21 protein-coding genes are annotated in these 24,829 nt (G+C 43.8%); 7 read left to right on the forward strand and 14 right to left on the reverse strand.

The annotated features are described in order from the left end of the window. Positions 1-6: 6 nt before the first annotated feature. Positions 7-1,791, forward strand: a complete 1,785-nt coding sequence (locus Q1A18_RS18130) for an ABC transporter ATP-binding protein (protein ID WP_299584167.1) — start codon at positions 7-9, stop codon at positions 1,789-1,791. Positions 1,792-1,796: 5 nt separating this feature from the next. Here Q1A18_RS18130 and Q1A18_RS18135 read toward each other — a convergent pair whose 3' ends face one another. Continuing rightward, complete coding sequence (locus Q1A18_RS18135; RefSeq protein ID WP_299584170.1) at positions 1,797-2,714, reverse strand: DMT family transporter; 918 nt, start codon at positions 2,712-2,714, stop codon at positions 1,797-1,799. A 200-nt stretch (positions 2,715-2,914) separates the two neighbouring features. On the opposite strand from Q1A18_RS18135, the gene Q1A18_RS18140 reads away from it, so the two are divergent. After that, positions 2,915-3,487: a hypothetical protein gene (locus tag Q1A18_RS18140; protein WP_299584173.1), complete on the forward strand. Its 573-nt coding sequence runs from the start codon at positions 2,915-2,917 to the stop codon at positions 3,485-3,487. Between the two features lie 317 nt (positions 3,488-3,804). Here the strand turns inward: Q1A18_RS18140 and asnB are convergent, their stop codons facing one another. From asnB to ychF, 3 genes are all read right to left on the reverse strand, one after another. After that, positions 3,805-5,481, reverse strand: a complete 1,677-nt coding sequence (gene asnB / locus Q1A18_RS18145; protein ID WP_299584176.1) for an asparagine synthase B — start codon at positions 5,479-5,481, stop codon at positions 3,805-3,807. A 361-nt stretch (positions 5,482-5,842) separates the two neighbouring features. Beyond that, on the reverse strand, positions 5,843-7,153 hold the full coding sequence (locus Q1A18_RS18150) for a sodium:proton antiporter (RefSeq protein ID WP_299584182.1): 1,311 nt from the start codon (positions 7,151-7,153) through the stop codon (positions 5,843-5,845). A 211-nt stretch (positions 7,154-7,364) separates the two neighbouring features. Then, a complete protein-coding gene (gene ychF / locus Q1A18_RS18155; RefSeq protein WP_299584185.1) occupies positions 7,365-8,465 on the reverse strand; it encodes a redox-regulated ATPase YchF in 1,101 nt (366 codons plus the stop codon). Between the two features lie 254 nt (positions 8,466-8,719). Between ychF and Q1A18_RS18160 the strand changes: the two genes are divergently transcribed. From Q1A18_RS18160 to Q1A18_RS18170, 3 genes are read left to right on the forward strand one after another with little or no spacing between them, the layout of a single operon-like run. Continuing rightward, a complete protein-coding gene (locus Q1A18_RS18160) occupies positions 8,720-9,265 on the forward strand; it encodes an RNA polymerase sigma factor (protein ID WP_299584188.1) in 546 nt (181 codons plus the stop codon). Positions 9,266-9,321: 56 nt separating this feature from the next. Continuing rightward, positions 9,322-9,783: a hypothetical protein gene (locus Q1A18_RS18165; RefSeq protein WP_299584191.1), complete on the forward strand. Its 462-nt coding sequence runs from the start codon at positions 9,322-9,324 to the stop codon at positions 9,781-9,783. A 19-nt stretch (positions 9,784-9,802) separates the two neighbouring features. Further along, the gene (locus Q1A18_RS18170; RefSeq protein WP_299584194.1) at positions 9,803-10,267 is read left to right on the forward strand and encodes a hypothetical protein; all 465 of its coding nucleotides are present in this window, start codon (positions 9,803-9,805) and stop codon (positions 10,265-10,267) included. Positions 10,268-10,298: 31 nt separating this feature from the next. On the opposite strand, the gene hutH is transcribed toward Q1A18_RS18170, so the two are convergent. From hutH to Q1A18_RS18190, 4 genes are all read right to left on the reverse strand, one after another. Continuing rightward, positions 10,299-11,795 carry a histidine ammonia-lyase gene (gene hutH / locus Q1A18_RS18175; protein ID WP_299584197.1) on the reverse strand — a complete coding sequence of 499 codons (1,497 nt, stop codon included), beginning with the start codon at positions 11,793-11,795 and terminating at the stop codon, positions 10,299-10,301. 163 nt (positions 11,796-11,958) lie between these two features. Beyond that, positions 11,959-13,323: a histidine--tRNA ligase gene (hisS, locus tag Q1A18_RS18180; RefSeq protein WP_299584200.1), complete on the reverse strand. Its 1,365-nt coding sequence runs from the start codon at positions 13,321-13,323 to the stop codon at positions 11,959-11,961. A gap of 89 nt (positions 13,324-13,412) precedes the next feature. Continuing rightward, a complete protein-coding gene (locus Q1A18_RS18185; RefSeq protein WP_299584203.1) occupies positions 13,413-13,769 on the reverse strand; it encodes a DUF4870 domain-containing protein in 357 nt (118 codons plus the stop codon). A 91-nt stretch (positions 13,770-13,860) separates the two neighbouring features. After that, complete coding sequence (locus tag Q1A18_RS18190; protein ID WP_299584207.1) at positions 13,861-15,921, reverse strand: acetate--CoA ligase; 2,061 nt, start codon at positions 15,919-15,921, stop codon at positions 13,861-13,863. A 178-nt stretch (positions 15,922-16,099) separates the two neighbouring features. Between Q1A18_RS18190 and Q1A18_RS18195 the strand changes: the two genes are divergently transcribed. Then, positions 16,100-16,888, forward strand: coding sequence for a hypothetical protein (locus Q1A18_RS18195; RefSeq protein ID WP_299584210.1), 789 nt, complete (start codon positions 16,100-16,102; stop codon positions 16,886-16,888). Positions 16,889-16,981: 93 nt separating this feature from the next. Then, positions 16,982-17,965, forward strand: coding sequence for a hypothetical protein (locus Q1A18_RS18200; protein WP_299584213.1), 984 nt, complete (start codon positions 16,982-16,984; stop codon positions 17,963-17,965). Positions 17,966-18,082: 117 nt separating this feature from the next. Here Q1A18_RS18200 and Q1A18_RS18205 read toward each other — a convergent pair whose 3' ends face one another. The 6 genes from Q1A18_RS18205 to Q1A18_RS18230 all read right to left on the reverse strand — a co-directional run bounded on the left by Q1A18_RS18205 (position 18,083) and on the right by Q1A18_RS18230 (position 24,695). Next, positions 18,083-20,230: a S46 family peptidase gene (locus Q1A18_RS18205; protein ID WP_299584218.1), complete on the reverse strand. Its 2,148-nt coding sequence runs from the start codon at positions 20,228-20,230 to the stop codon at positions 18,083-18,085. Positions 20,231-20,315: 85 nt separating this feature from the next. Then, on the reverse strand, positions 20,316-20,897 hold the full coding sequence (locus tag Q1A18_RS18210; protein WP_299584221.1) for a Maf family nucleotide pyrophosphatase: 582 nt from the start codon (positions 20,895-20,897) through the stop codon (positions 20,316-20,318). After that, a complete protein-coding gene (locus Q1A18_RS18215; protein WP_299584224.1) occupies positions 20,897-21,427 on the reverse strand; it encodes an HAD hydrolase family protein in 531 nt (176 codons plus the stop codon). Before Q1A18_RS18215 ends, Q1A18_RS18210 begins: the two co-directional genes overlap by 1 nt. A gap of 4 nt (positions 21,428-21,431) precedes the next feature. Then, complete coding sequence (locus tag Q1A18_RS18220; protein WP_299584229.1) at positions 21,432-22,202, reverse strand: Rossmann-like and DUF2520 domain-containing protein; 771 nt, start codon at positions 22,200-22,202, stop codon at positions 21,432-21,434. Between the two features lie 56 nt (positions 22,203-22,258). Further along, positions 22,259-22,972, reverse strand: coding sequence for a superoxide dismutase (locus tag Q1A18_RS18225; RefSeq protein ID WP_299584236.1), 714 nt, complete (start codon positions 22,970-22,972; stop codon positions 22,259-22,261). Between the two features lie 160 nt (positions 22,973-23,132). Continuing rightward, positions 23,133-24,695 (reverse strand): O-antigen ligase family protein, encoded by a 1,563-nt coding sequence (locus Q1A18_RS18230; RefSeq protein WP_299584242.1) that lies wholly within the window; start codon positions 24,693-24,695, stop codon positions 23,133-23,135. Between the last annotated feature and the right edge of the window lie 134 nt (positions 24,696-24,829).

Below are 24,829 nucleotides of genomic sequence, written 5' to 3' on the forward strand. Positions count from 1 at the left end.
AGCGCAATGATAAACGCAACTCAAAAAATATTAAAAACAAAAGACTGGCAATTGCTTCGGCGATTTGGACGCTATTTTATTCCCCATAAAAAATGGCTTTTCTTTAGTATTGCGTCCATCCCAATTACGACAACTGCTGGCATTCTGTTTTTATGGCTGGTCGAAAATATTGTAGACAACTACATTGTGCCGGGCAATAAAGAAGGACTGCTCCTGCAGATTATTCTGCTGGCTGGGGTCCTCATCCTCAACCTGCTTTTTGACGGAATTTACAGCTATTCGTTTTCCAAATCAGGCGGGCTGGCCATTGTCGACGTTCGAAAAAAACTATTTGGTAAATCCCTGCGTTTTCCATTAAGCTATTTCGATAAAAAACCAATCGGAGTAACCCTTTCGCGCCTAACCAGCGATATGGAATCCATCTCTGAATCCTTCGCTGCCGGTATCCTTGGCCTGCTGGCCGACAGCATCAAAACACTGGCGCTGGTCGGTTACCTGTTCTATCTCAACTGGCGCCTTACCTTGGTGTTACTGTTGGTTGTGCCTGTCATTATTCTGGTCATGCGTTATCTTCGCAAAAAAATAAGAGCAGCCTACAACAGTTCGCGCTCCAGCCTGGCCAAGTCTGCGGCTTATTTGCAGGAAGCGCTGAACGGCATGAAAACCATTCAACTTTATGCTGCGGAAGAGGAAGCTCTAAACAAATATGACCAGCTGAACAAGCAATATTGCGATGCGCAAAACAAGTCGAATGTATACGACTCGGCTTTATATTCATTGGTTGAAGGCATCACCTCCATTGCCACGGCTTTGGTCATTTGGTATGGGGCCATTCAAATCTGGGACTTCGGCTTCACCATGGGGGTGCTGATTGTGTTTGTCACAACCCTCGAACGGCTTTTTGTTCCTGTCAAACAGTTTGCCCAGCAAATTTCAACGATCCAGCGAGCCTTGTCGGCCCTGGAGCACATCAATGAATTATTTGAGCAGCAAGTGGAAGATCCCTCAGAAGACCGCAGCCAGGCAAAACCACAAGCCCTGCCACTCCACGAAATCGAATTCAACAATGTTTCCTTTCGGTATTCTGAAGATACGCCGGATGTTTTAAAAAACATCTCCTTCAAACTTCGAAAAGGCGACCGCCTGGCCTTGGTAGGCACAACGGGCTCCGGTAAATCAACCATCATTAAACTGTTGGCCAAAACCTACACCGGCTATCGCGGATCCATCAAAATCAACGGTATTGAATTGACAGAACTGCCTCTGGCGCAAATTCGCGAAACCATATCGGTTATGCAACAAGATATTTTCATGTTCAACAATACCATCGAATTCAACATTTCGTTGGGGCGCGAATCCATTTCACAGGAGGATGTCAAGCAGGCGGCTTCCTTCGTTTTTGCCAACCATTTTATTCACCAGCTGCCCGGAGGCTACCAGTTTGTGATTCAAGACAACGGAGACAACCTTTCGAAAGGACAGGCCCAGCTCATTTCGTTTGCACGGGCCATTTGCAGCAACAGCGAATTGATTATTCTGGATGAAGCAACCAGCGCAGTAGACTCCTTAACGGAACAGTACATTCAGCAGGCCATCGCCAATATTTTCTCGTTAAAAACAGTGATTGCCGTAGCTCACCGACTCAGCACCATCAAAAATTCGGACCTGATTCTTGTTTTAGAAGACGGACAAATTATTGAACGAGGAAACCACGAGGAACTTCAAAAGCAAGGCGGAAAATACGCGCAATTACTGCATCAGTTTGAAGAGGAAAATAAAGGTGTTGAATAAGAGCATCAGATAAAAAAGACGGCCACGCCCAATACGGTGATGATGGCTCCTATAATTTCTTTCCAGTTGACCCTTTCCTTAAAAATAAGAATGGCAGGTGGAATGATCAGTACCGGAACAATAGCCATGATGGTAGCGGCAATACCTGCCTTGGTGTGCTGAACGGCAAGCAGCGAAAAGGCCACGCCCAGAAAAGGCCCGAAAAAAGCGCCCAGACTGATTCGTTTCATAGCCGATGTGTTTTTTACCGCAGCCCACACCCGGTGATAACGTTTCATGAAAAGCAACAGCAGGCCAAAGCCAACAATTCCAGTCATTACCCGAATTTGTGAAGCAGCAAAAGCGTCATAATCTCCCATTCCCTTTTTGCTTAGCACCAATCCTGTAGCCTGTCCGAGCGCACCACCCAAGGCAAGCAAAATACCCGACACGCTGTAGGCCGAAGTTAAGCGCTTTCGCATTTTCACCCCGCCATTTAAGGCACTGTTCTCCCGTTTCAAAATAACCATACTGATTCCCCACAGGGTAATGCCCATCCCCACCCAGTTCATTGGCGACAAAACCTCGCCCAGCATGAAGTAAGAAATAAAGGCGGTGAAAGGTGGTGTCATGGCCATGATGAGCATAGAGATGCGGGCACCCACCACAACAAACGCCTGAAACAAGAGCAAGTCGCCAATAACAAAACCGATTAGGCCCGATAAAGCCAGCCATCCCCATTGATACAAGCTTGCATCAAAAGGGAACCACATCCCTCGCGAAATCTGCGTATAAATGGCATAGATAAAGAAAGCAATGATTAAACGAATCAAGTTAACTGCCAGCGAACCTACCTTTTTTCCTGCCGACTCAAAAGCCATGCTGGTTACGGTCCAAAACACAGCCGTTAGCAATGCGGCAATTTCCCCCCAATAAGCTGCCATTAGTTAAAGTCCTCCCTATTGGAATGATAAAAACTGATCTTCAGACACAGACGGTAAAAGCTGGACGTTACTTTCATTTGAGAAATAATTTCAATGGCCCTAAAAATAATTAAATAATTCAGCCCCATCCTCCCGTCATCCGAATTTACAGGCATTTTTTCTAATTAGATAAGATTCCTTTATCTTCGAAAATAAAAAAGATGCAACTGTTAATTATCAATAGTGCAGAGCCAGACGTAAGCGAATTTGCCGAAAACATTGCCCGGATTCTGCAAAGCTTGCGGGTGAACTATGATCTGATCAATTACTCATCCTGTTCTGAGGTTAACTGGTCAGCCTACCAAGGCGTGCTGATTTCCGGCTCTCCTCAGGGCGATGATATTGTCGAACATCATCAGCCTTATTTTCAGTGGATCAAATCCTTTTCAAACCCCATTCTGGGAATTTGTGCCGGACACCACATCACCGGAGTCATGTACGGGGCTGAATACCTGGGAAGCCGCGAACCTGAGTCCGGCGATTGTACCGTAGAAATTGTTCAGGAGGATCCGATATTCGCTGGTTTTTCCAAACATTTCACCGTTCGGCAAATGCACAATGACTCCGTCAGTTTACCTCAGAATTTTATCCATTTAGCCCAGTCGGCGGTCTGTTACAACCAGGCCATGAAACATTCAGAAAAGCCTTTGTATACGTTCCAGTTTCACCCCGAATACCTGAATCCGAAGCTGATTGAGAATTTTGTCGCCATTTGTACCCAAAATAGAAAGTGATTGAACCGGAACAATAACTTGCCATTACTTTTTGATGCTTTTTTGCCCGCGAAGCATCAATTAAGAAAAACATTGCGTTAATTCGCATGATCAAATCTGAAGACCATTCTTCATTTTTGTTACTCATGAATGAAAGGCCGCCTAACCAACGGCCTTTCTGTTTTATGCTGATCACTGTTTATTCGGTTCAACCCATTTTCAGCACAGCCTGAAAACGAAAAAGCCAGTGTCCTCTGACACCGGCCTTCACTCATTTTTGGCAAAATGTGCATTGCCTTTACAGCAATGCGATAGTTCAATTTAAGTTTCTCCCAAAACTATTTTTCAAAAATAACCGCCTGCTCATGCACTCCACTAACGGCACGTCCTGATGGATCAGCATTGTTTTGAAACGAAGCATCCCAGGCCAAGGCTTCGGCCGTGCTGCAAGCAATTGAAGGTACCGAAGGCACACAAGCAGCAGCTGCATCAGAAGGAAAATGCTCTTCAAAAATGCTGCGGTATAAATATTCTTCTTTTGATCGCGGGGTGTTAATCGGGAAACGGAAGTTGGCATGAGTCATCATTTCGTCCGACACCTGCTCTTTGGCTATTTGTTTCAAGGTGTCAATCCAACCATAACCCACACCATCCGAGAACTGCTCTTTCTGCCGCCAGGCCACACTCTCGGGAAGCAGATCTTCGAAAGCTTTGCGTACAACCCATTTCTCCATGCGCCCATTTCCGGCCATTTTGGCTTCAGGGTTTAAGCGCATAGCCACATCAATAAATTCTTTATCCAGAAAAGGAACACGCCCCTCAACGCCCCAGGCTGCCAAAGACTTATTGGCCCGCAAACAATCGTAAAGGTTGAGTTTATTCAGCTTTCGCAAAGTTTCTTCGTGAAACTCTTTGGCATTTGGCGCCTTATGAAAATACAGGTAGCCCCCAAATATTTCGTCGGCCCCTTCACCTGTGAGCACCATTTTAATCCCCATCGATTTAATCACCCGTGCCAACATGTACATTGGAGTCGATGCCCGAATGGTGGTTACATCATACGTTTCGATGTGATAGATGACATCCCGGATCGCATCAAGCCCTTCCTGAATGGTATAGTGAATCTCGTGGTGAATGGTGCCGATATGATCGGCCACTTTGCGGGCAGCCGCCAGGTCGGGCGAGCCATCCAGTCCAATTACAAATGAGTGTAACTGTGGCCACCAGGCATCTTTCTGATCACCATCTTCAATGCGCTTGGCCGCATATTTTTTAGCCAAGGCCGAGGTTACCGAAGAGTCAAGCCCTCCTGAGAGCAGCACCCCATAAGGTACGTCTGACATCAGTTGCCGATGCACAGCGTCTTCCATCGCCTTTTTCAAATCTGAAACACTGGCCTTATTATCCTTCACATTTTCATAGTCCATCCAGTCACGGCTCCACCAGCGGTTGATTTCACCATCTTTGCTATACAAATAGCTGGCCGGCGGAAACTCCTGAATTTTGGAGCAGACACCCTCCAGTGATTTCAATTCTGAACCGACATAAAAGTTACCCGACTTATCCCACCCCATGTAAAGCGGAATTATCCCAATATGATCGCGCCCAATCAGGTAAGCATCATTTTCCTCATCGTATAAAGCAAAGGCAAAGATACCGTTCAGATCATCCAGAAAGTCAACCCCTTTTTGCTTATACAAAGCCAAAATAACTTCACAGTCGGAGCCCGTTTGATAGGCATAGGTAGCTTTGGTTTGCTCGCGGATTTCCCGGTGATTGTATATTTCACCATTCACTCCAAGAATAAGCTTTCTGTCTTCACTATACAAGGGCTGACCTCCGGATTCGGGATCAACAATAGATAAACGCTCATGGGCTATAATCGCTTTGTCCCCACAATAAATGCCAGACCAGTCTGGTCCACGATGTCTAAGTTTTTTGGATTGTTCCAAAACCTGAGGTCTCAATTCCTGCGCATCTGTTTTTAAATCAAATACACCTACTATTCCACACATATTGCCAGTAATTTTTAAAATGAGTTATCAATTTGATTTATTCTGTGATCAAAAGTAATCATTTTGACTTCACACCAAAACTTAAAATGACATTTTTTCGATAAAAGTTCATTTTTAATATCACAAACATCATATTACAGGTGTTTTTTGCTCAATTTGCAAGGACCGCAATCTCGATCAAGGAGTAAATGAGAAAACCTGAAACAAACCCAGAAAAAGAAAGAACCGAAAGCTGAAAAGCCAGCAAGCATTTCGCATAAAAAACAGCGACCGGCAAACGCCAAACGTAAATTCAGGAAAGATTGAAGCAAAAAAAAAGCAGCTCAACAATGAACTGCTTTTTCTGATTCTATTTCGTTTTCTACAAGAAAATCCACTGGGTAACAATGTAAACCGGCAATAAAATAATGAGTGAGAATTTAAGGATATAGCCAAAGAAACTTGGCATGTCAATTTTATTCTCTTCGGCAATTGCTTTCACCATAAAGTTGGGGCCGTTACCAATGTAGGTCATGGCTCCAAAAAACACAGCTCCCAAGCTAATGGCTTTCAACAAAACTTCAGGAATATGAGCCACCAGGTTTGCCCCTGCAAACTGATCCACCATTCCTAAGGCCAGGTTATGAAAGGATACGGCGGTTGGCGCATTATCCAGAAAAGAACTCAGCGTTCCGGTGGCATAGTAAAAATGCAAGGGTGTCGACAATCCAAACGAATGGGCATTTTCCTTTAAGTACAACAAAGCCGGAACCATGGTAATAAAGATTCCGAGGAACAGGTAAGCAACTTCAATAATTGGTGCCCAGGTAAACTTGTTCTCTTCGTAGCGCATTTTTTTGTTGGTAAAAACCAATGACAAAATGGCCATCAATAAGATTACGCCTTCGCGAATAAACCCCAGGTAATGATTATCGTGAATGGCGTGAATGTATTGCTGGTTTAGAAAAGCAACAGCCAATACCACCCCAATCAGAAAAACAAAGTTAAGATTCCCTGTCAGCTTAATGGGCTCAACATGTGAGCGGTCCTGCACAATTGATTCTGCTGATTCTTTTTTGTGGTAGTAAGTATCAAAAATGAAATAAATCAACAGTAACAGCACGTTGGCAAAAAGCCAGGGGCCAACCAAGCCAAAGAACCAGGAAAACGGTGCTCCACGCAAGTACAACAGAAATAAGGGAGGATCTCCAAGTGGTGTCAGCATTCCTCCGGCATTGGCTACAATGGCAATAAAAAAGAGGATGGTGTGCACTTTAAACCTACGCTCTGAGTTGGTTTTAATCACCGGACGGATCAACAGCATCGCCGCGCCAGTAGTTCCCATAAATGAGGCAAGCAAACCTCCGATAGCCAAAAAAAGCGTATTAACAGCCGGCTTGGCCTCAATATCACCCTTCAGGTGAATACCGCCGGTAATTACAAAGAGGGCGCCCAACAAAATAATGAAAGGGACATAGTCGAAAAGCATTTGGTGGATTAGTTCATGATGCAGGCCGCGAGCAATCAGAACGATTGCCAGAGGGACTCCCAGAATCAATGAAACTTTTAACTTATTTATATTTTCCTCCCACCAGTGATGGAAAAATAAAGGACCTATTGCAATAAAGAGCAACATAGCCACAAACGGTAAGGATAACCATAAAGGCATACTTTCTACTGTTCCATGGTTCATAGTCAAACTAGTATTAATTTTTGATTCGATGCCGAAATTAAAAAAATATTTCCCAACACGATTGCAATATATTTTATAACATTCGTGGAAAACCAGCGATCAAGCTTATTTATTTCAATTCTAAATCCATAGGAAATATCCAAGCCAACAGCTCTGACCAACAAAAAAAGGGACCGAAGTCCCTTTTTTCTATATTCTGAAGCTGTTTTTCTTACACATTAAATCGGAAGTGCATGATATCGCCATCCTGAACGACATACTCTTTTCCTTCCACCGCCATTTTTCCGGCTTCCTTACAAGCTTGTTCGGAGCCCAGTGTCACAAAGTCATTGTATTTAATAACTTCGGCGCGGATAAATCCCTTTTCAAAATCGGAGTGAATAACGCCAGCCGCCTGAGGAGCTTTAAATCCTCTATGATAGGTCCAGGCCCGCACTTCTTTTACCCCTGCCGTAAAATACGTTTCCAGTTGAAGCAACTCGTAAGCCTTTTTAATCAGCTTATTCACGCCAGACTCTTTCAAGCCCAGGTCTTCCAAAAAGAGTTGACGTTCTTCAAAGTCCTCCAACTCTGCAATATCGGCTTCCGTGGCAGCTGCAATCATCAACATTTCTGCGCGCTCATCTTTAATGGCTTCTTTAACAGCGTCCACATAAGCGTTTCCATTCACTACCGCTGGTTCATCCACGTTGCACACATACAACACCGGTTTATTTGTCAGCAACTGCAGGTCTTTGGCCAGCTTCATGTCAGCTTCGTCCAGTTCAACCGTACGCGCTGATTTTCCCTGCAGCAAAGTCTCTTTATACAGCGACAGCACTTTAAACATGCGTTTCGCTTCCGGATCGTTACCGGTACGTGCTTGCTTTTCAACTTTGGCAATGCGGCTTTCTACAGTTTCCAAATCTTTCAGCTGCAACTCAATATCGATGGTTTCTTTATCCCGAACCGGATCAATAGTGGTATCAACGTGGGTAATATTCTCATTTTCAAAACACCGCAACACATGAATAATGGCATCTGTTTCGCGGATATTCCCCAGGAATTTATTTCCCAATCCTTCGCCTTTACTTGCTCCACGCACCAACCCGGCAATATCAACAATTTCAACCGTTGTAGGCAACACACGCTCTGGCTTAACCAGTTCTTCCAGTTTTATCAGTCGTTCATCCGGAACCGTAATCACCCCAATATTGGGTTCAATTGTACAAAAAGGAAAGTTTGCCGACTGTGCTTTCGCATTTGACAAACAATTGAACAAGGTTGACTTTCCAACATTAGGAAGTCCTACAATACCACACTTTAAAGCCATTCTTTCTCTTCTTAAAAATTGAGGGGCAAAGTTAATCCTTTTTGACTATTTTTGGACATCCAGACTTTGAGCGGCAGAATAATTTAACAATGCTGTCTGAATTAACGGGTTGAGAGCAGCACTGCCGTTAATCGGCCTCTTGTGTGAGGCCTTTTTTCATCAACAAAAAACCAACATGCGCTGCTAAATTGCGACGCTGCATTAAACTTTTAAGAACAAAACGAATCTATCGTATAAAATCATCCGGCGAATTCATGAAAAGCGACCAGCAAATTATAGCTGAACTAAAAGACGAAAGTACCAAGCAGGCAGCTTTCCGTGCTTTGGTGTCCCGATACAAAGAGCGGCTGTACTGGCATATCCGTAAGATTGTGCTGAGTCATGACGATGCCGATGATGTTTTGCAGAACACCTTTGTTAAAGTTTGGCGCAACATTGAAGGATTTCGCGAAGAATCGGGCTTATTTACCTGGTTGTTTCGAATTGCCACCAATGAATCGCTGACCTTTATCTCGCAAAAAAAGAAACGGGCTTTTATCAGCCACGAGGAAACCAACACCTACATCCTGGAGAACCTGGAAACAGATCCCTATTTTGATGGCGATGACATTCAGTACCGCTTGCAAAAAGCCATTGCCCGCCTGCCCGACAAGCAACGGCTGGTTTTTAACATGCGCTACTACGATGACATCAAATACCAGGACATGGAAAAGATTCTTGAAACATCGGCCGGAGCGCTCAAAGCCTCCTATCACCATGCCGTTAAAAAAATTGAAGACTACTTAAAATCAGAAGAGTAGCACCGAAAAGCTCAAAAGGCATTAAACTTTTTTTAATACAAAGAGTCAAAGCAACGATGAAAGAAAAGAAAGACATATGGACTGAATTGCAAAATCCCCCCTCCAAGGCTCCTTTTAAAGTGCCGGAAGGGTATTTTGACTCGTTGGAAGATCGCATAGAAGCGAGAATTGCCAAGGAAACAGAACAAGTTTCATCCCAAGGCAAACTCATTCGCATGCTCAAACCTGTTTTAGCCATGGCGGCCAGTTTTGCCCTGATCTTTATGCTGGTTTATTACCCGCTGAGTGTTTTCCTGCCTTCCTATTTGGCAAAAACATCCCAGGAATCGGTGGAAAAACCCAATACCTTATCCGAAGATGAACTGTTATTTTCTTATTTTTCTGCCTCAACAAACTCTCTTTATGACTTATTTGGAGACGAAGAGGAAGTTCAGGAGGAAGTTGACGCAGAAGAACTTTTGGATTATTTATCGACAGAAATGAACGAAACGGAAATCTTTGCTTCTTTAAACAATTGAAAGTAAAAACATGAATAAGATGAAAAAACTTATTTTATTTCTGGGAGTCCTTCTCCTGACAGCAAGCTACGTAGCAGCACAGCCAGATATTAAACGCAATGATGACTGGATGCAAAAAATAAGAGCAGAGAAGATTGCATTCCTGACCACAAAACTGGAGTTAACACCAGAAGAGGCTCAAAAATTCTGGCCGGTTTACAATGAGTTCGAAGAAAAACGTTTCGAGATTCATATGAAACGAAGACATATGGAAAGACATACCATGGACGAACTTGAAGGCTTAAACGAAGATGAACTCAAAAAAATTTCGAATGATTTCATCAACTTGTTTCAAAAGGAAGCTGACCTAATGAAAGAATACAACGAAAAATTCTTTAAAGCCCTTCCGCCCAAAAAAGTTGTTAAATTTTACGACATGGAAAACGATTTCCGGTCGCACATGCTTCGCGAATACCGACAAAAACAACGCGGTGAAAACCGATAAAAAAAGAGGCCGAAAATTCGGCCTCTTTTTTTTATGCAAATTTTCCTTTCTCCAGAAAAGCAATTGTTTCATTAATTCCTTCATACATCAATGTATCCTCGCGTACAAAGGGAACATGTTGCCGATACTCTTCCAAAAATCCGGCCAGATAGTCTGAAGTTTTAAGCGGCCTTCGGAATTCCATGGCCTGCGCCCCATTGTATAATTCGATTGCCAGCACTTTTAATACATTATCAGTCACTTTCAGCACTTTCGTAGCTGCATTTCCTCCCATACTCACATGGTCTTCCTGTTCGTTGGACGAAGGAATGGAATCGACCGAAGCCGGCGTGCACAGCTGTTTGTTTTGACTGACAATGGAAGCTGCTGCATATTGCGGAATCATAAAGCCGGAATTCAATCCGGGATTGGCCACCAGAAATTCGGGCAAGCCCCGTTCTCCGGAAATCAGCCGGTAGGTTCGTCGTTCCGAAATACTAGCCAACTCAGCCATGGCAATCGCCAAAAAGTCGAGCGAAAGTGCCAACGGTTCACCATGAAAGTTCCCTCCGCTAATGATCAGATCATCGTCCGGAAATACGGTGGGATTATCGGTGACCGAGTTGATCTCAATTTCAACCACTCGCGATACATATTCCACAGCATCCTTTACCGCGCCATGCACTTGCGGAATGCACCGAAATGAATACGGATCCTGCACATGTTCCTTTTTCCGGTTGATCAGCTCACTGCCTTCAAGCAACTTTCGGAAATTCTCTGCCGTATCAATCTGACCGGCATGTGGCCGAATTTGTTGCACCTGCGCCATAAATGGCTCAATAAGCCCATCAAAACTATCCAGGGAAATGGCGCCAATCACATCGGCATATTTTACAACTTTAAACGCTTTTAGCAAGGTGTACACCCCATGAGCACTCATAAACTGAGTTCCGTTCAATAAGGCCAAGCCCTCTTTGGCTTCCAGCCGGATTGGCTCCCAGCCCATTTCTTCCAGCACCTCAGCTGATTTTACTTTTCGGCCTTGATAATTGACTGTGCCCAATCCCAACAATGGCAAAAACAACATGGCCAGAGGAGCCAGGTCGCCACTGGCGCCAAGCGAGCCTTGCTCAAATACTTCGGGTAAAATAGCTTCATTAAATAGATCCAGGATGCGCTGTACGGTTTTAAGCTGCACCGCTGAATTCCCTTTGGCCAGGGCATGTGCTTTCAAAAGCAACATCAGGCGAACAACATCCTGCGGAACTTCGGTTCCAATGTTACAGGCATGCGAAACCACCAGGTTTTCCTGCAGCTTGCTCAGTTCAGCCTTGGAAACCTTGATATCGCACAAGGCTCCAAAACCGGTATTGATACCATAAATCGGATCTTCGCTTTGAGCCAGTTTCTGATCCAGAAAAGCTTTTGATTTTTGAATTAACGCAACTGATTCATCGCAAAGAATCAGCTTTTTCTTTTCTTCCAGAATTTCTTCAATAATCAGGAAACTTAAAGGCTCCGGGGTAATATAATGACAATTAGACTCCATCTTTTTTTATTTTAATCATTCAACAATTCGTTGTTCAATTTAAAAAGAAGAGTCCCGTTCAGGGGCAACGTATGTCGCTGCCAATGGCCTTTACCGGCCGGTCATTACGCCCAATTGGTCTGGTTTTGCTTGTCTGCATACAAGCAAGAACGTCAAATTCAAACTACTCAGAAAGGATTTTTATCAGTTCTTCGGGGCTTACCAATTGCTGATCGCCCGATTTCATGTTTTTCAATGTTAGTTTTCCTTGCTTAATTTCTTCTTCGCCAACCATCACTACAAAAGCGACTTGCTTCCGATCGGCCCAAGTCATTTGCTTCTTCATTTTGGCAGCTTCCGGGTAAATCTCCGCATTCACCTTATTAGCACGCAAACGAGCTAAAATAGGTAAACAGTAAGCTTCTTCCTTTTCACCAAAATTGACAAACAACACCTTGGTTGAAGCAACGGCTTCATCCGGGAACAGCTCCAGCTGAGTCATCACATCATAGATGCGATCGGCGCCAAACGATATACCAACACCTGATACATCCGGCATTCCAAAGATCCCCGTCAGGTCATCGTAGCGACCACCACCACAAATGCTGCCTATTTGAACATCCTTTGCTTTTACTTCGAAAATTGCTCCGGTGTAATAGTTCAATCCGCGGGCCAGCGTTAAGTCCAGCTCAACTTCAGTGGTCAACTCAAATCCGGAGAGGTAAGCAAACAGTGTGCGCATTTCTTCCACACCTTTTTTCCCCACGGTTGAGCCACCAATCACTGCTTCAATCTGATCGAGTTTTTCGGCATTGCTTCCACTCAGTTGAAGGATGGGCTGCAACTTATCCACAGCTTCCTGCGACACTCCTTTGTCCAGCAATTCCTGGTTTACTTTTTCAAGGCCAATTTTATCAAGCTTGTCGATGGCAACCGTGATGTCGATGATGCGATCAGCTTCGCCAATGGTTTCAGCAATACCGGCCAAAATCTTCCGGTTGTTGATTTTCACCACCGTATTAATGTTCAACTGATTAAACACATCGTTGATGATTTGCACCAACTCCAGCTCATTAAGCAGTGAGGTGCTGCCAATCATATCCACATCGCACTGGTAAAACTCGCGGTAACGCCCTTTCTGAGGACGATCGGCACGCCAAACCGGTTGTATTTGGTAACGCTTGAAGGGAAAAGAAATTTCGTTGCGGTGTTGCACCACATAGCGGGCAAAAGGTACCGTTAGATCATAACGCAAACCTTTTTCCGAAATTTTGTTGGTCAGCCGAACGCTGTTCCGTTCCTGCAACTCATCTTCAGAAACTTTGGAAATAAAATCGCCTGAATTCAAAATTTTAAACAACAGCTTATCCCCTTCTTCTCCATATTTCCCCATCAAGGTTGAAAGGTTTTCCATAGCCGGCGTTTCAATGGGTTGAAACCCGTAACGTTGAAAAATTTCCTTAACCGTGTCGAAAATATAATTCCGGCGAGCCATCTCTACCGGTGAAAAGTCGCGTGTTCCTTTTGGAATCGAAGGTTTCTGAGCCATAATCTGTTTTTCTAAATTTCGAACTGCAAAAGTAACTAAAAACAAGAAAAGCCGGAATTGATCCGGCTTTTTTCAATACTTTTTCTTTTTTACTTCAAAAAACGAATAGACCAGGGATAACGATAGAATTCGCCCTCATTCGCTTTTAGGGCAGCAATAATGGTAAATACCATGGCTGCAACACCGATAATGGCCAATAGTAAAATACCGATGCCGATAAATATCAACATTCCGGCAATAACTCCCAGAATGGTAACGGTAATCTGAAAGTTTAAGGACTCTTTTCCCTGATCTTCCACAAAATCATACTGGTCCTTTTTCAGTAAATAAACAAGAAGAGGTCCGATAATGTTACCTGCCACAGGGATTATAAAGCCGGCAAAAGCAGCAACATGACAAAGCATTCCCCACATGCGCTCGTCACGATCATCAATTATTCTATGCATAATTTATTTTTTTCTACAAGATAGAGAAGCACGCGCTTAATTCAAAAAAAGAAACAAATTCTTCAAACTCAAATGACACGAATACTGAAAATTACTTTTCGATTCGGATCCGGGCATCCACGGCCAGTATTTTATCGCCTTTTCCCAACAAGGGGTTAATGTCCATTTCTTTTATCTCCACAGCAAAACGAAGCATGCTGGATAAGCGAACTATAATTTCGGCAAACTTCCGCTGATCAGCGCCTTCCTGCCCGCGGTAACCTTTAATGATTTTATATGACTTCAGGTTTTTAATCATCGAAGAAGCCTCGCAGATCCCCAATGGAGCCAAGCCGGAAGTCACATCTTTCAGCACTTCCACCATGGTGCCTCCCATACCGCAAAGAACAATGTGTCCAAAACGATCTTCGTACTTGGCACCAACAAACAGTTCGATGCCAGAGGCCATTTCAGCCATCAACACGGCCTCGGTTTCCGGAATATTCATCAAACGGTTAAACTCATGCAGCACCGTTTCCTGGTCGTGTACATTAAGCACCACTCCCCGCACATCGCTTTTATGCACCGGCCCAATCACCTTCATCACCAACGGCCAGCCAAGTTCTGCAGCGGCTTCTATCGCTTCCTCCGGTGTGCCAACCACCAACTCTTTCACACGTGGAATGCCAGCTGCATCAAACAACCGGTGAACCACTTCGGGCGGCTGGTAGCCATTATCGGCCTGATCAATAGTCCGACGAATTTCGGGTATATCCACACCATCCAGGAAAATCTCATCGGTATGCGGGTTGGGCGTATTGGCTACTTTAGCCAAAGCACGTCCCAACAAAACCTCGTCCGGGAAGTTGACATTGCCTTCGGATAAAAAATACGCCACATCATCACTCACGTTAATTACCGAAGGCAAGATGGGGTAAATCGGTTTTTTGCACGTATGCATTTTTTTATTGAGCACCTCATACACGTCGCCAACCGGAAACAAACCGGGGCTTCCGTAAATAACTGCCATACCATCCACCTCTCTGAAATCATTGTCGCAGGCATCAATAATTGCTCCCAGCTGTTCCGCATTGCCGGTTGCCAGAAAATCAATGGGATTTTCAACCGATGAGCCAGGGAATAACTCTTCTTTCAGCTTCTCCTTGGCCGGCGAATCCTGAATCTGCGGAATCTTAAGACCGCCGGCTTCAAGCGCATCGGTCAGCATCACTGCCGGGCCGCCGGCATGGGTAATAATCGCCATGCGTTTGCCTTTCATTTCCTTGCACATAAATACACAACCGATGGTGGTCAACTCTTCGCGGCCGTAACAACGCACAATTCCCGCTTTTCGGAAAAGCGCCTCCACGGCAAGGTCTGAACTAGCCATAGCTCCCGTATGTGACGATGCTGCACGACTTCCGGCATCGCTGCTTCCGGCTTTTATCGCCGCAATTTTACAGCCTTTTTTGATGAGCGAAGACGCGTGCTTCAACAGCTTATCCGGATTCTGGATGCTTTCAATATAAAGTAATTTGACACGTGTACTGGTTTTTGGGTCAAACACATCGTCCATAAACTCCAGCACATCTTCAACTCCAATCTGGGCGGAGTTGCCCACAGAAAAAACACTGGCAAAATGAAGGCCTTTAGGAATACCCGATTCCATAATAAATACCGCAGTAGCGCCCGAACTCGATATAAAGTCGCAGCCCATCTGGTCAAGTTTGGGAACTGGCGTGGTGAACACACTGGCATGAGCCGGAGTGATAATTCCGATGCAGTTTGGCCCAATTAAGGAGGCACCATAGTGATTGACAATCTCCACAATTTCCTGTTCCAGCTTTTTACCGGCTTCGCTTTCCTCACTAAATCCAGCTGAAATAATGATGATGCCCTTGGTGTTCTTGTCGCGACACAGCTGCAAACAGATGTCCGGACATAGTTTGGCCGGCACAGCCAGCACGGCCGTTTCAACCGGTGGCAGTTCGGCAACCGACCGAAAAGCTTTTAGCCCCTGAACCAAGTCTGTTTTGGGGTTGACGACATACAAGTCACCATCAAAATTATTATCGATCAGGTTTTTGAGCAGTTTTCCTCCGGGCTTAGCCACATCGTTTGAAGCGCCAATAACAGCAATGCTTTTCGGCCAGATGAGTTCTCGTGTCAGCATATTTTCAGTTTATTTTTATCAAAAATACGAATTCCCTGCACTTAGCTCCTGATATTATTCAGGATGAAGCAGAAAATAATCCGCAAAAAAGACGGGCTGCAGGAAATGGCATTTTACAAGTTCCTTTTTTTGAATAGTTTTGCCATTAGCAATGGGAAACATCACCGAACAAAGAATCATGGTTCACTGCGACTTCTCCGAGTCGATGAATGACGCAATCGTCCATGGATTGCGGATAGCCGGTATTTTTCGAAAAGAGTTGTGCTTGTTTCACCCCTTACAGGAAAAGGGCAAAGCCGATAAACTGGCAGTGCAAAAGGTCTTAACCACCATTATTCACCGTTTGAAAAAAGATGTGTCCACCACTCCCATGTCCAGTTTGACTCTGAAAGGAGACCTGGCCAACTGCATTGACCGTGTTGCTGAACAATACGATGGCGTGATGCTGGTGTTGACTTCCGAAAAACTGAAAGCCAAACTCCAGGCTTTGCAGGTCAGCCAGATTCCGTTTTTATTTGTGAAGGGACACACTCCCGAATCACTTCGCTACAAAAAAGTGATGCTGCCGGTTGATCTTCGGAAAGTAATGAAAGACACCTCGCTATGGGCCAGCTATTTTGGAAGATTCAACCAAGCGGATGTCACCATTTTAGGTGCGACTGAAAAGCCGAAAGATCATGCTAAAATGATCGGCAAAAACTTAAAGTTTATCACCCAACTATTTACCAAACTGCTGATTGATTTTCAACAAACCAGCACCCCAAAAAACAGTTTTGGGCTTCCACACCGCGCACTGGAACAATGCCACAAGGAAAAGTATGACTTACTAATCATGCCATCGAGTAAAAACATCAGCCTGATTGATCTTCTTATCGGGCTTCCGGAAACAAAAATTCTGAAAAAGGCGGGGCACCTTCCTGTGCTGTGCATCAACCCCAAACGCGACATGTATATTCTGTGTGATTGATACCTGTTGGAGTTCCTATAATCCAAAATTTTATTATTCCTTTGTAGAACGACCTGAAAACAGGTCAAATCAACCATTCAATTCTATAGAACCATGCGTGTAATCCTTGTCATTACTCTTCTGTTTTCTGCCTTTGGTAGTTTTGCTCAAAAATTTGAATATGATGTTTTATTTCACGGAATTGGCGATAACCGGGAATATTTTAGCGGAGTAGCAAACTCGCAAACCATCCTTGGAGAACGAAGCAGTTTTGCCGTTGGTACAACCATAGATGGTGTGCATGAATTCCGGATCGGCCTGAGTCATCTGTTTGAATTTGGCAGTGAAATTGCGGATCAGAAACCGAAGCTGACAGCGTATTATCATTATTCAGATGAGCAAAAAGAATTTTACTTCGGGGCTTTCCCCCGCATGGGACTGATTGATTTTCCGTTGGCCTTAATTACCGACACCTTTTTGTACTACCGCCCCAATATTGAAGGCTTGTACGGTAAATACAACTGGGACTGGGGCCATCAGAGTGCCTTTGTAGACTGGACCGGACACCAAACCGTCAGTCAGCGCGAAACTTTTATGGCCGGTTTCTCGGGCGAAATGCGTCAACAACATCTTTTCTTTCAGAATTACATTACCCTCTTTCATTATGCCGGCACCAGCCTGCGTCCGGAAGGGGAAAATATTCACGACAACCTGGCGGCTGCTTTTTTTGTGGGTTCCGACCTTGATCAGCTGCTCCCCATTCACAATTCCTACCTGAAAGTGGGTTTACTTCACTCCAAGCATCGAGAGCGCCATGTTTCTGATGGCTATGAAAATTCCAGCAGCTTGTTGGCCGAGTTGTATGGCGAAGTGAAACAGTTGGCCTTACGCTCTACCCTGCATGTGGGCGCTGGACACCGGGTAATGAATGGTGATCGGTTTTACGATGCTGACAGCTACTGGCGAACCGATTTTATTTGGCGTTTCATTTGCAGCGAGCATGTGGAAGGCCGCTTCAACCTGTCGTTGCATCTGATTGACGGAAACGACCTGGATCAATCACAACAGCTGTCACTCATTTACCGCTTTGGTAATTAATCCTTCAAGCACGCCTGGCATAAACCGGAATTTCATTTCGAGTTGAATCTTTATTTCAAAAAAAAAGAGATGGCCTTCGAAAAGACCATCTCCTTCATATTTTTTTATAGACTTAAGTTATTCGCGGATCAAATCCATTTCGTCCAGCAAATAACCTGCTCCGGCAAACTTATCAACGATAAACAAAACGTAGCGAATGTCGACCATAATGTTGCGGCACTGATCCGGATCAAACATGATGTCGCTCATGGTGCCTTCCCAGCAACGGTCAAAATTCAATCCAACCAATTGTCCTTTGGCATTAATAGCCGGGCTTCCGGAATTTCCACCCGTTGAATGAATAGAGGCTGTATAAGCTACAGGCATTTGCCCATCCTCTCCGTATTCGCCAAAATCAGCCGTTTGGTAAAGTGTTTTTAGCTTTTCAACCTCTTTATAGTCTGGATTTCCCAACTGGTATTTTTCCATTATTCCCTGTAGAGTTGTTTGATGAGAATATTCAACACCATCGCGCGGCTGGTACCCTTCAACCTTACCATACGCTACACGCATGGTAAAATTCGCATCGGGATAGAGTTGTGCACTTTTTTCCATGGCCATAATGCCCTTCATGTATTGTTTTTGCACGCGAGCTATGTTGCTTTTAATATCCTGATAAACTCGCTCAATATTTTGCTGATAATGTTGACGCAAGGCGTTGTACAACTTCAAAACCGGATCCTTTTGAAGTTTATCAATGGCTTTGGAATCAAATTCAGCTACAATCCCCTTTAATTTGGAAGCATCAGCTAAAACCGATTTCTGATACACTTTACGAATCAGTTTCTCGTCATTGTACTTAGCCAACAGATCGGTAAACTCTTTGGGCAAAAAGCTTTGATCGAGGTCATTTCGCAAAAGCCGAAGCAATTCGGTGAAAAGTTCCTGATCGGTGGCCGGGTCATAATCATCAAAATAGTCCGTCAATTTCTGATCCAGTGCTTTCCGAACAAGTTCATGCTTTTCTCCGTCCAGTCGATTCCATCCTTTATCATTTCGTGGAAAACTTTCTGCCAGTTTGAAAATATCAATTCCTTTAAAAACAATTTCCTGATAATAATTATTCGCCTTTTCATAAGGCTGCAAGTTGATATACAACTGGTCAAACTGAGGCAACACCGAAGCGTAAGCTTCTTCCAAGGTATCGTTCTGCATATACCAAACCTCAAAGTCAGCTTCGTAAGCTTCCTTTTGCATGATGGCATTCAGCCGATTCAAACCGCGAATTTCCCCTTTCCAGCGTTTCCATGAGTTACTGGTGCTTGCATACTTCGACGCATATTGAATGCGCACTTTCGGATCCTGTTCCATATGCTTTGAAAAGATATCCAAAATAGCAGTTCGGATTTTTATCCGATCCGGATTACTCTGGTTGATAATCATATCCACCGCTTGCGAAGGCAGGTACTGCTGCGTGGTTCCCGGATAGCCCATCAACATCATGAAATCATCCGGCTGAACTCCGTTCATTGAAATTGGCAACCAGTTTTTGGGTTTGTAGGGTACATTATCTTCCGAATAAGGAGCCGGCTCGTTATTGGCATTGGCGTACACGCGAAATATGGAAAAATCGCCGGTGTGACGGGGCCACATCCAGTTGTCGGTGTCACCACCAAACTTCCCAATAGCCGATGGCGGAGCCCCTACCAAGCGCACATCAGTGAAAACCTGATACACATATAAAAAGTACTGGTTGCCGAAATACAAAGGTTTAACAATGGCTTCGTACTTACCCTCTTCCGAGGCCTGTTGCTGAATCCGACGGATATTGTCATCCAATTTGGCTTGCAAGGAATCGCCTTCCAATTCTTCTGTCCCTGCAAATACAGAATCAGACACATCTTCCATCCGGTCCAAGAATTTGGCAGTCAATCCCGGGTTAGGCAGTTCCTCTTCCTGCGACATGGCCCAAAAACCATTGGACAGGTAATCCTGCTCTACCGAGCTATGCGACTGAATGGCCGAATAACCACAATGATGATTGGTCAGCAGCAAACCTTTATCGGAAATCATTTCGCCGGTACATCCTCTTCCGAAAATGACCACGGCATCTTTCAAACTATTCTGGTTAACACTATACACGTCTTCAGCACTCAGGCGAAAGCCCATCTGCTGCATTTCTTCGATGGTATATTTTTCCAGTAAGGTGGGAACCCACATTCCCTCTTTTGCCATGCTTGAAAAACAAAGCATTGACACAAAAACAAAAAGAATTATTTTTTTCATTTATAGGTAATTTTTCTGCAATACAAATTCAGCAACACGCTTTGGAATTGTGGTGTTGGTTATCGATAAGCAAGGAACTTGCGCCCTAGAATTTCTTCAGGAACTGATATACTTTATGAACCGGAAGTCCCATTACATTGAAGAAGGAACCTTCAATTTTATTGACGCCAACAAAACCAATCCACTCCTGAATTCCGTATCCACCTGCTTTATCATAGGGTTTGCAACGCTCAATATAGTATTCAATTTCATCATCGGCCAGTTCATCAAACCAAACTTCGGTTACCGCATGAAACGAATATTTTCGATTGGCCGATTGAATATTAACCCCGGTAATTACCTGGTGTTGGCTTCCGGATAAATGTTTGAGCAGGTCAATGGCTTCCTGTTTTGTTGCCGGTTTTCCAAGGACTTCCTCATCTTTCCAGACAATGGTGTCGGCAGCAATAACCAGGCAATTATCGCCCAATTGGTTGCGCACGGCAGTTGCCTTCAGCTCGGCCAAATACTCGGGAATAGCGGTCATTCCCAGCTCCGGCGGAAAATACTCCTTTACATCTGAAACATGAACTTCAAAATTAAGACCGAGTTCTTCCAGCAAATGCTTACGCCGAGGCGACTTTGAAGCCAATACCAGCCGATAATTTTCTAAATTTTGTAGTACCATTAGGTTGATCTCCAAAAATATGAATGTTCGTTAATCCAGGTATCTTGTGCCTTCATTACCTGTTCGATGATATCACGGGCACAGCCTTCTCCCCCTTTCTTATCCGAAATATAAGAAGAAATTTCCTTTATTTCGCTGACAGCATCCAAGGGACAAACAGCCACACCAACGGCTTGCATGACCTCGTAATCGACCAGGTCATCGCCCATGTAGAGCACGTCTTCCATGGCAACACCTGTTTTTTCAATAAAATCATGGAGGCATTTCATTTTGTCGCGAACGCCCATGTAAATGTGCTCTACTCCGAGGTTCTCATAACGCGTTTGAACCAATTCCAGATTTCCTCCGGTTATGATTCCCACCTGGTACCCCATGTTCAATGCATTTCGAATGGCATAGCCATCCTTTACGTTAGCCGTCCGAACAGGAACTCCTTGCTCGTTCAGGGGCATGGTATCCAACGATAGCACGCCATCAATATCAAAAATAAGTGCTTTAACTTGCTTCAGTTTATCTTTAAAAAACACCATGGTATTAGTTGCTATTTTTAGTTTTATAAATGCTTTCTGAGACAAAGCTATAGATTTTCTGTAATTCGGGCTTGTCAGCCAATAATTGCAGGTGTTTATTGATGATTGTTTCATCAAACCTCACAGCTGGGCCAGTTTGCGCATCGCTGGGCTTCAAGTCTTTTACTTTTAGGGCTGTTTCAAGAATCAAGGGTTGCAATAATTCAAAATCCATTCCCCTTTCTTCTAAAAGATTGTCACCCAAATGATAAAAATGATTCACAAAGTTACAGGTGAAAACAGCTGCCAAATGCAGAACTTTCCGTTCTTCGGAATTAATGGATCGTACCGTTTCAGATAAACGACCAGCCAGTTTATGCAGCTCGTCATAAAATGTCGCAGTGCTTGCTTCCAAACAAATCGGGATACTTGTAAAGTCGACATCCCGCTCTTTAGAAAATGTTTGAAGGGGATAAAAAACACCGTACTCTCCAACATAAGAAGCCAGCAATTTCATCGGAACACTTCCAGCAGTATGCACTACCCTTGCGTGGTGTCTGAGCTGGTCCAAAACCTGTTCCAATGCATCATCTTTTACTGAAACAATAATTAAATCTGTCTCTTCCAGCTGAGCCAAATCGATGGTGTACCGACAATCTAAAACAGTGGCTAAGGTTTGGGCTGAACTTTGGGTTCGGCTATAGACCTGGTTTATATGGAGTCCGGCCTGTTTTAGTGCTTTACCCAGTTGGGTGGCTAAGTTTCCGGCTCCTACCAAACTTATATTTCTAATCATAGTTACTTCAATTCTGAATTATCAAAGTAACAAAAAAACCGGCTAAAAACCGGTTATTATAAGGAGTTTTGGTAGCGTCTGCCCACCTCGTCCCAATTAATGATATTCCAGAAGTTCCCGACATAGTCGCCCCGGCGATTTTGATAATTTAAGTAATAGGCATGTTCCCAAACGTCAAGAGCCAATAGCGGTGTACCTTGTTTTTCCACTACATTCATCAGCGGATTATCCTGATTGGCTGTGGAGGAAACAAATAATTTACCATTGGCGCCCAATGAAAGCCAGGCCCATCCACTTCCAAACTGCGTTTTTGCCGCTCCTTCAAATTGCTCTTTAAATGCTTCAACCGAGCCAAAGTCAGCCTCGATGGCAGCCTTTAGCTGATTATCCATGGTTGTTTTGTTCGGACTCATGTTTTCCCAAAAGAGTTGGTGATTGTAAAAGCCACCACCATTGTTCCGGACAGCCTCACCGTGTTGATCAATTTTTGCAAAAATTGCTGGCATTGGTGTTTGCTCCAGTTTTGTGCCTTCAATGGCTTTCATAAATTTGGTAAAATAGCCTCGGTGATGCTTGTCGTAATGCAGTTCCATGGTTTGAGCATCAATGTTCGGTTCAAGGGCATCGTAAGCATAAGGCAGATCAGGAAACTGATGTCCGCTGAAGGTTTCTTTTTTACTTTCACTACCACAAGCCACCAAACCTGAACCGATAATGGGGGCTGCCACAGCCATTTTTCCAACTAGGTTGATAAAATTTCTTCTTTCCATACGTTCTTTTTTTCTACTTATTTTAAACATAACAGCAGAAAGAAAAGAATGTTTTCATTTTAATATGAAGCTTTCTGCTAAATTAAAATTGAAAAGAAACAAGCAGTGATCGAATACTTTAGACACAAAGCAATGGCCTAATTAAGCAAAAGCCTTCTCGCTATTGTTCGTCTTTCAGCCCTCGAATAAAAAGACAATAGAAAAAGGCAAAGAAGCTACTTCCAACGTGCGTTTCAAAATTGGAGTCGCCAAAGTTTGCAATAGCCATACTAATCAGAAATAAAAGAAAGAGCGGATTTCGATAGGTTCCAGTCCAAATTACCGGATAGGCAATTGCGAATAAAATCCAAAGACATCCGATAAGTCCAAACTTCACCATATAATTCAAGTATTGGTTGTGTGCATCCGCAAAACGATCAGGATCCATCTGCGCTTTATTCTCAAGGTAGGCCGTATGGTAGGCTTCTTTCCAGTTTCCGGTTCCCACTCCAAGCCAAAAATGATCCTTAATAATAGTCAATGCAGCTTTGGTATATTCCATGCGCTGTGCCAATGATTTATGATCGGCATAACCCGTTTTAAAATACGTATCCAACTCCCAAATGCTGATATACACTCTGGGATAAAGGGACAATCCCCGTTTGGCCAAAAGATAATTACTCACTCCGGCTTCTATGTTCTCAATATCCTTTTTGCTAAGCGAAGTCACCCCTGCAGCATCCTTGCGCAAATTTTTAGAAGTTAAATACCGAACCAAGGTGTACTTGACCTCGTAGCCATTCACATCTTTCTCTCCGTATTTCAACCGCGCACGTGCATCCCAGGCTTCCTGCATTTCCTGCTCACTCCAATACAAGCCAACATAGTGTCCATTTTCCAACTGTTGGTTATCTAAATCATGCCAATAAGGATTTCCTTGTGCTGTCAAGCTATCCAGTTCAGCAGGATCAACCAAATCAACCGTATAAAAACGGTCAACCGCATAATAAATATAGCCGAACGGAATTAGCAAGATCAGAACCACAGAAGCCGAGGCCAGTAAACGCACCAATCGCGACTTCATTTCAGCAATCACTATAAACAAGCCAACGATAGCTGTTCCCATAAAAGTAAGTAAGCCCGTAAAAGATTGGTGCCACACCAGAAAAAGCAACAGAGATATAAGTAAACTGATAGCTGCAAGTTTTAAACCTCTCTTAAACATTGACCAATGCCGGTAAAGAAAAACCGAGATGATAACCATGGCAAATACCACTTGAAAACTGAAACGAATATGATGAATGAAACCAAACTCCTGCGCCTTTAGCACAGACAACTCATCTTGTAAGTAAAAGTTAACAACAGTTATTAAGGCTGAAACAGAAACAGCGCCAACAAATAGCTTTAAAAGCTTGTAAAGTTGCCTTAAATTAATGGAACACCCGTTTATAAAAGCTAAAGGAATGATCAAGTAAGCAATATTCTTTTGCAAATCGTAAAAAGCCCACTTCGAATCGGTGGAAAAGAAGCTTCCGATAAGATAAACCAGGTAAATACTGCTGAAAAAAAGTAAGGATTTATTTTGGCTGAATCGCTTTGCGACAGAACCATTTTCTCGTGACCAAAAAGAAACCAGCAACAATAAGACACCAGCAATGGAGATAAGTGCCTCGGAAAAGGGTAATGCGACCACAAAAAGTGCAAGCACTCCGTAAAACCAGTTGATATCTTTCAATTGAATCATTCAGGTACCAAAAGTATAAAACTTAAGTTTGATTGCCCTAAAAATTATCCAACCTCCTTAAAATAAAAAACCCGTTGCTCCGAGGAACAACGGGTTTAAAAAGAAAGGCGACGACCTACTCTCCCACATTTCTG

The sequence above is a fragment of the uncultured Sunxiuqinia sp. genome (assembly GCF_947495665.1).
Taxonomy (GTDB): domain Bacteria; phylum Bacteroidota; class Bacteroidia; order Bacteroidales; family Prolixibacteraceae; genus Sunxiuqinia; species Sunxiuqinia rutila.

What these genes read in the sequence shown, in the direction of transcription:
- Q1A18_RS18130 (WP_299584167.1), top strand. Translation starts at nt 7, where the DNA reads ATGATAAACGCAACTCAAAAAATATTAAAAACAAAAGACTGGCAATTG.
- Q1A18_RS18135 (WP_299584170.1), bottom strand. Translation starts at nt 2,714, where the DNA reads ATGGCAGCTTATTGGGGGGAAATTGCCGCATTGCTAACGGCTGTGTTT.
- Q1A18_RS18140 (WP_299584173.1), top strand. Translation starts at nt 2,915, where the DNA reads ATGCAACTGTTAATTATCAATAGTGCAGAGCCAGACGTAAGCGAATTT.
- asnB (WP_299584176.1), bottom strand. Translation starts at nt 5,481, where the DNA reads ATGTGTGGAATAGTAGGTGTATTTGATTTAAAAACAGATGCGCAGGAA.
- Q1A18_RS18150 (WP_299584182.1), bottom strand. Translation starts at nt 7,153, where the DNA reads ATGAACCATGGAACAGTAGAAAGTATGCCTTTATGGTTATCCTTACCG.
- ychF (WP_299584185.1), bottom strand. Translation starts at nt 8,465, where the DNA reads ATGGCTTTAAAGTGTGGTATTGTAGGACTTCCTAATGTTGGAAAGTCA.
- Q1A18_RS18160 (WP_299584188.1), top strand. Translation starts at nt 8,720, where the DNA reads ATGAAAAGCGACCAGCAAATTATAGCTGAACTAAAAGACGAAAGTACC.
- Q1A18_RS18165 (WP_299584191.1), top strand. Translation starts at nt 9,322, where the DNA reads ATGAAAGAAAAGAAAGACATATGGACTGAATTGCAAAATCCCCCCTCC.
- Q1A18_RS18170 (WP_299584194.1), top strand. Translation starts at nt 9,803, where the DNA reads ATGAAAAAACTTATTTTATTTCTGGGAGTCCTTCTCCTGACAGCAAGC.
- hutH (WP_299584197.1), bottom strand. Translation starts at nt 11,795, where the DNA reads ATGGAGTCTAATTGTCATTATATTACCCCGGAGCCTTTAAGTTTCCTG.
- hisS (WP_299584200.1), bottom strand. Translation starts at nt 13,323, where the DNA reads ATGGCTCAGAAACCTTCGATTCCAAAAGGAACACGCGACTTTTCACCG.
- Q1A18_RS18185 (WP_299584203.1), bottom strand. Translation starts at nt 13,769, where the DNA reads ATGCATAGAATAATTGATGATCGTGACGAGCGCATGTGGGGAATGCTT.
- Q1A18_RS18190 (WP_299584207.1), bottom strand. Translation starts at nt 15,921, where the DNA reads ATGCTGACACGAGAACTCATCTGGCCGAAAAGCATTGCTGTTATTGGC.
- Q1A18_RS18195 (WP_299584210.1), top strand. Translation starts at nt 16,100, where the DNA reads ATGGTTCACTGCGACTTCTCCGAGTCGATGAATGACGCAATCGTCCAT.
- Q1A18_RS18200 (WP_299584213.1), top strand. Translation starts at nt 16,982, where the DNA reads ATGCGTGTAATCCTTGTCATTACTCTTCTGTTTTCTGCCTTTGGTAGT.
- Q1A18_RS18205 (WP_299584218.1), bottom strand. Translation starts at nt 20,230, where the DNA reads ATGAAAAAAATAATTCTTTTTGTTTTTGTGTCAATGCTTTGTTTTTCA.
- Q1A18_RS18210 (WP_299584221.1), bottom strand. Translation starts at nt 20,897, where the DNA reads ATGGTACTACAAAATTTAGAAAATTATCGGCTGGTATTGGCTTCAAAG.
- Q1A18_RS18215 (WP_299584224.1), bottom strand. Translation starts at nt 21,427, where the DNA reads ATGGTGTTTTTTAAAGATAAACTGAAGCAAGTTAAAGCACTTATTTTT.
- Q1A18_RS18220 (WP_299584229.1), bottom strand. Translation starts at nt 22,202, where the DNA reads ATGATTAGAAATATAAGTTTGGTAGGAGCCGGAAACTTAGCCACCCAA.
- Q1A18_RS18225 (WP_299584236.1), bottom strand. Translation starts at nt 22,972, where the DNA reads ATGGAAAGAAGAAATTTTATCAACCTAGTTGGAAAAATGGCTGTGGCA.
- Q1A18_RS18230 (WP_299584242.1), bottom strand. Translation starts at nt 24,695, where the DNA reads ATGATTCAATTGAAAGATATCAACTGGTTTTACGGAGTGCTTGCACTT.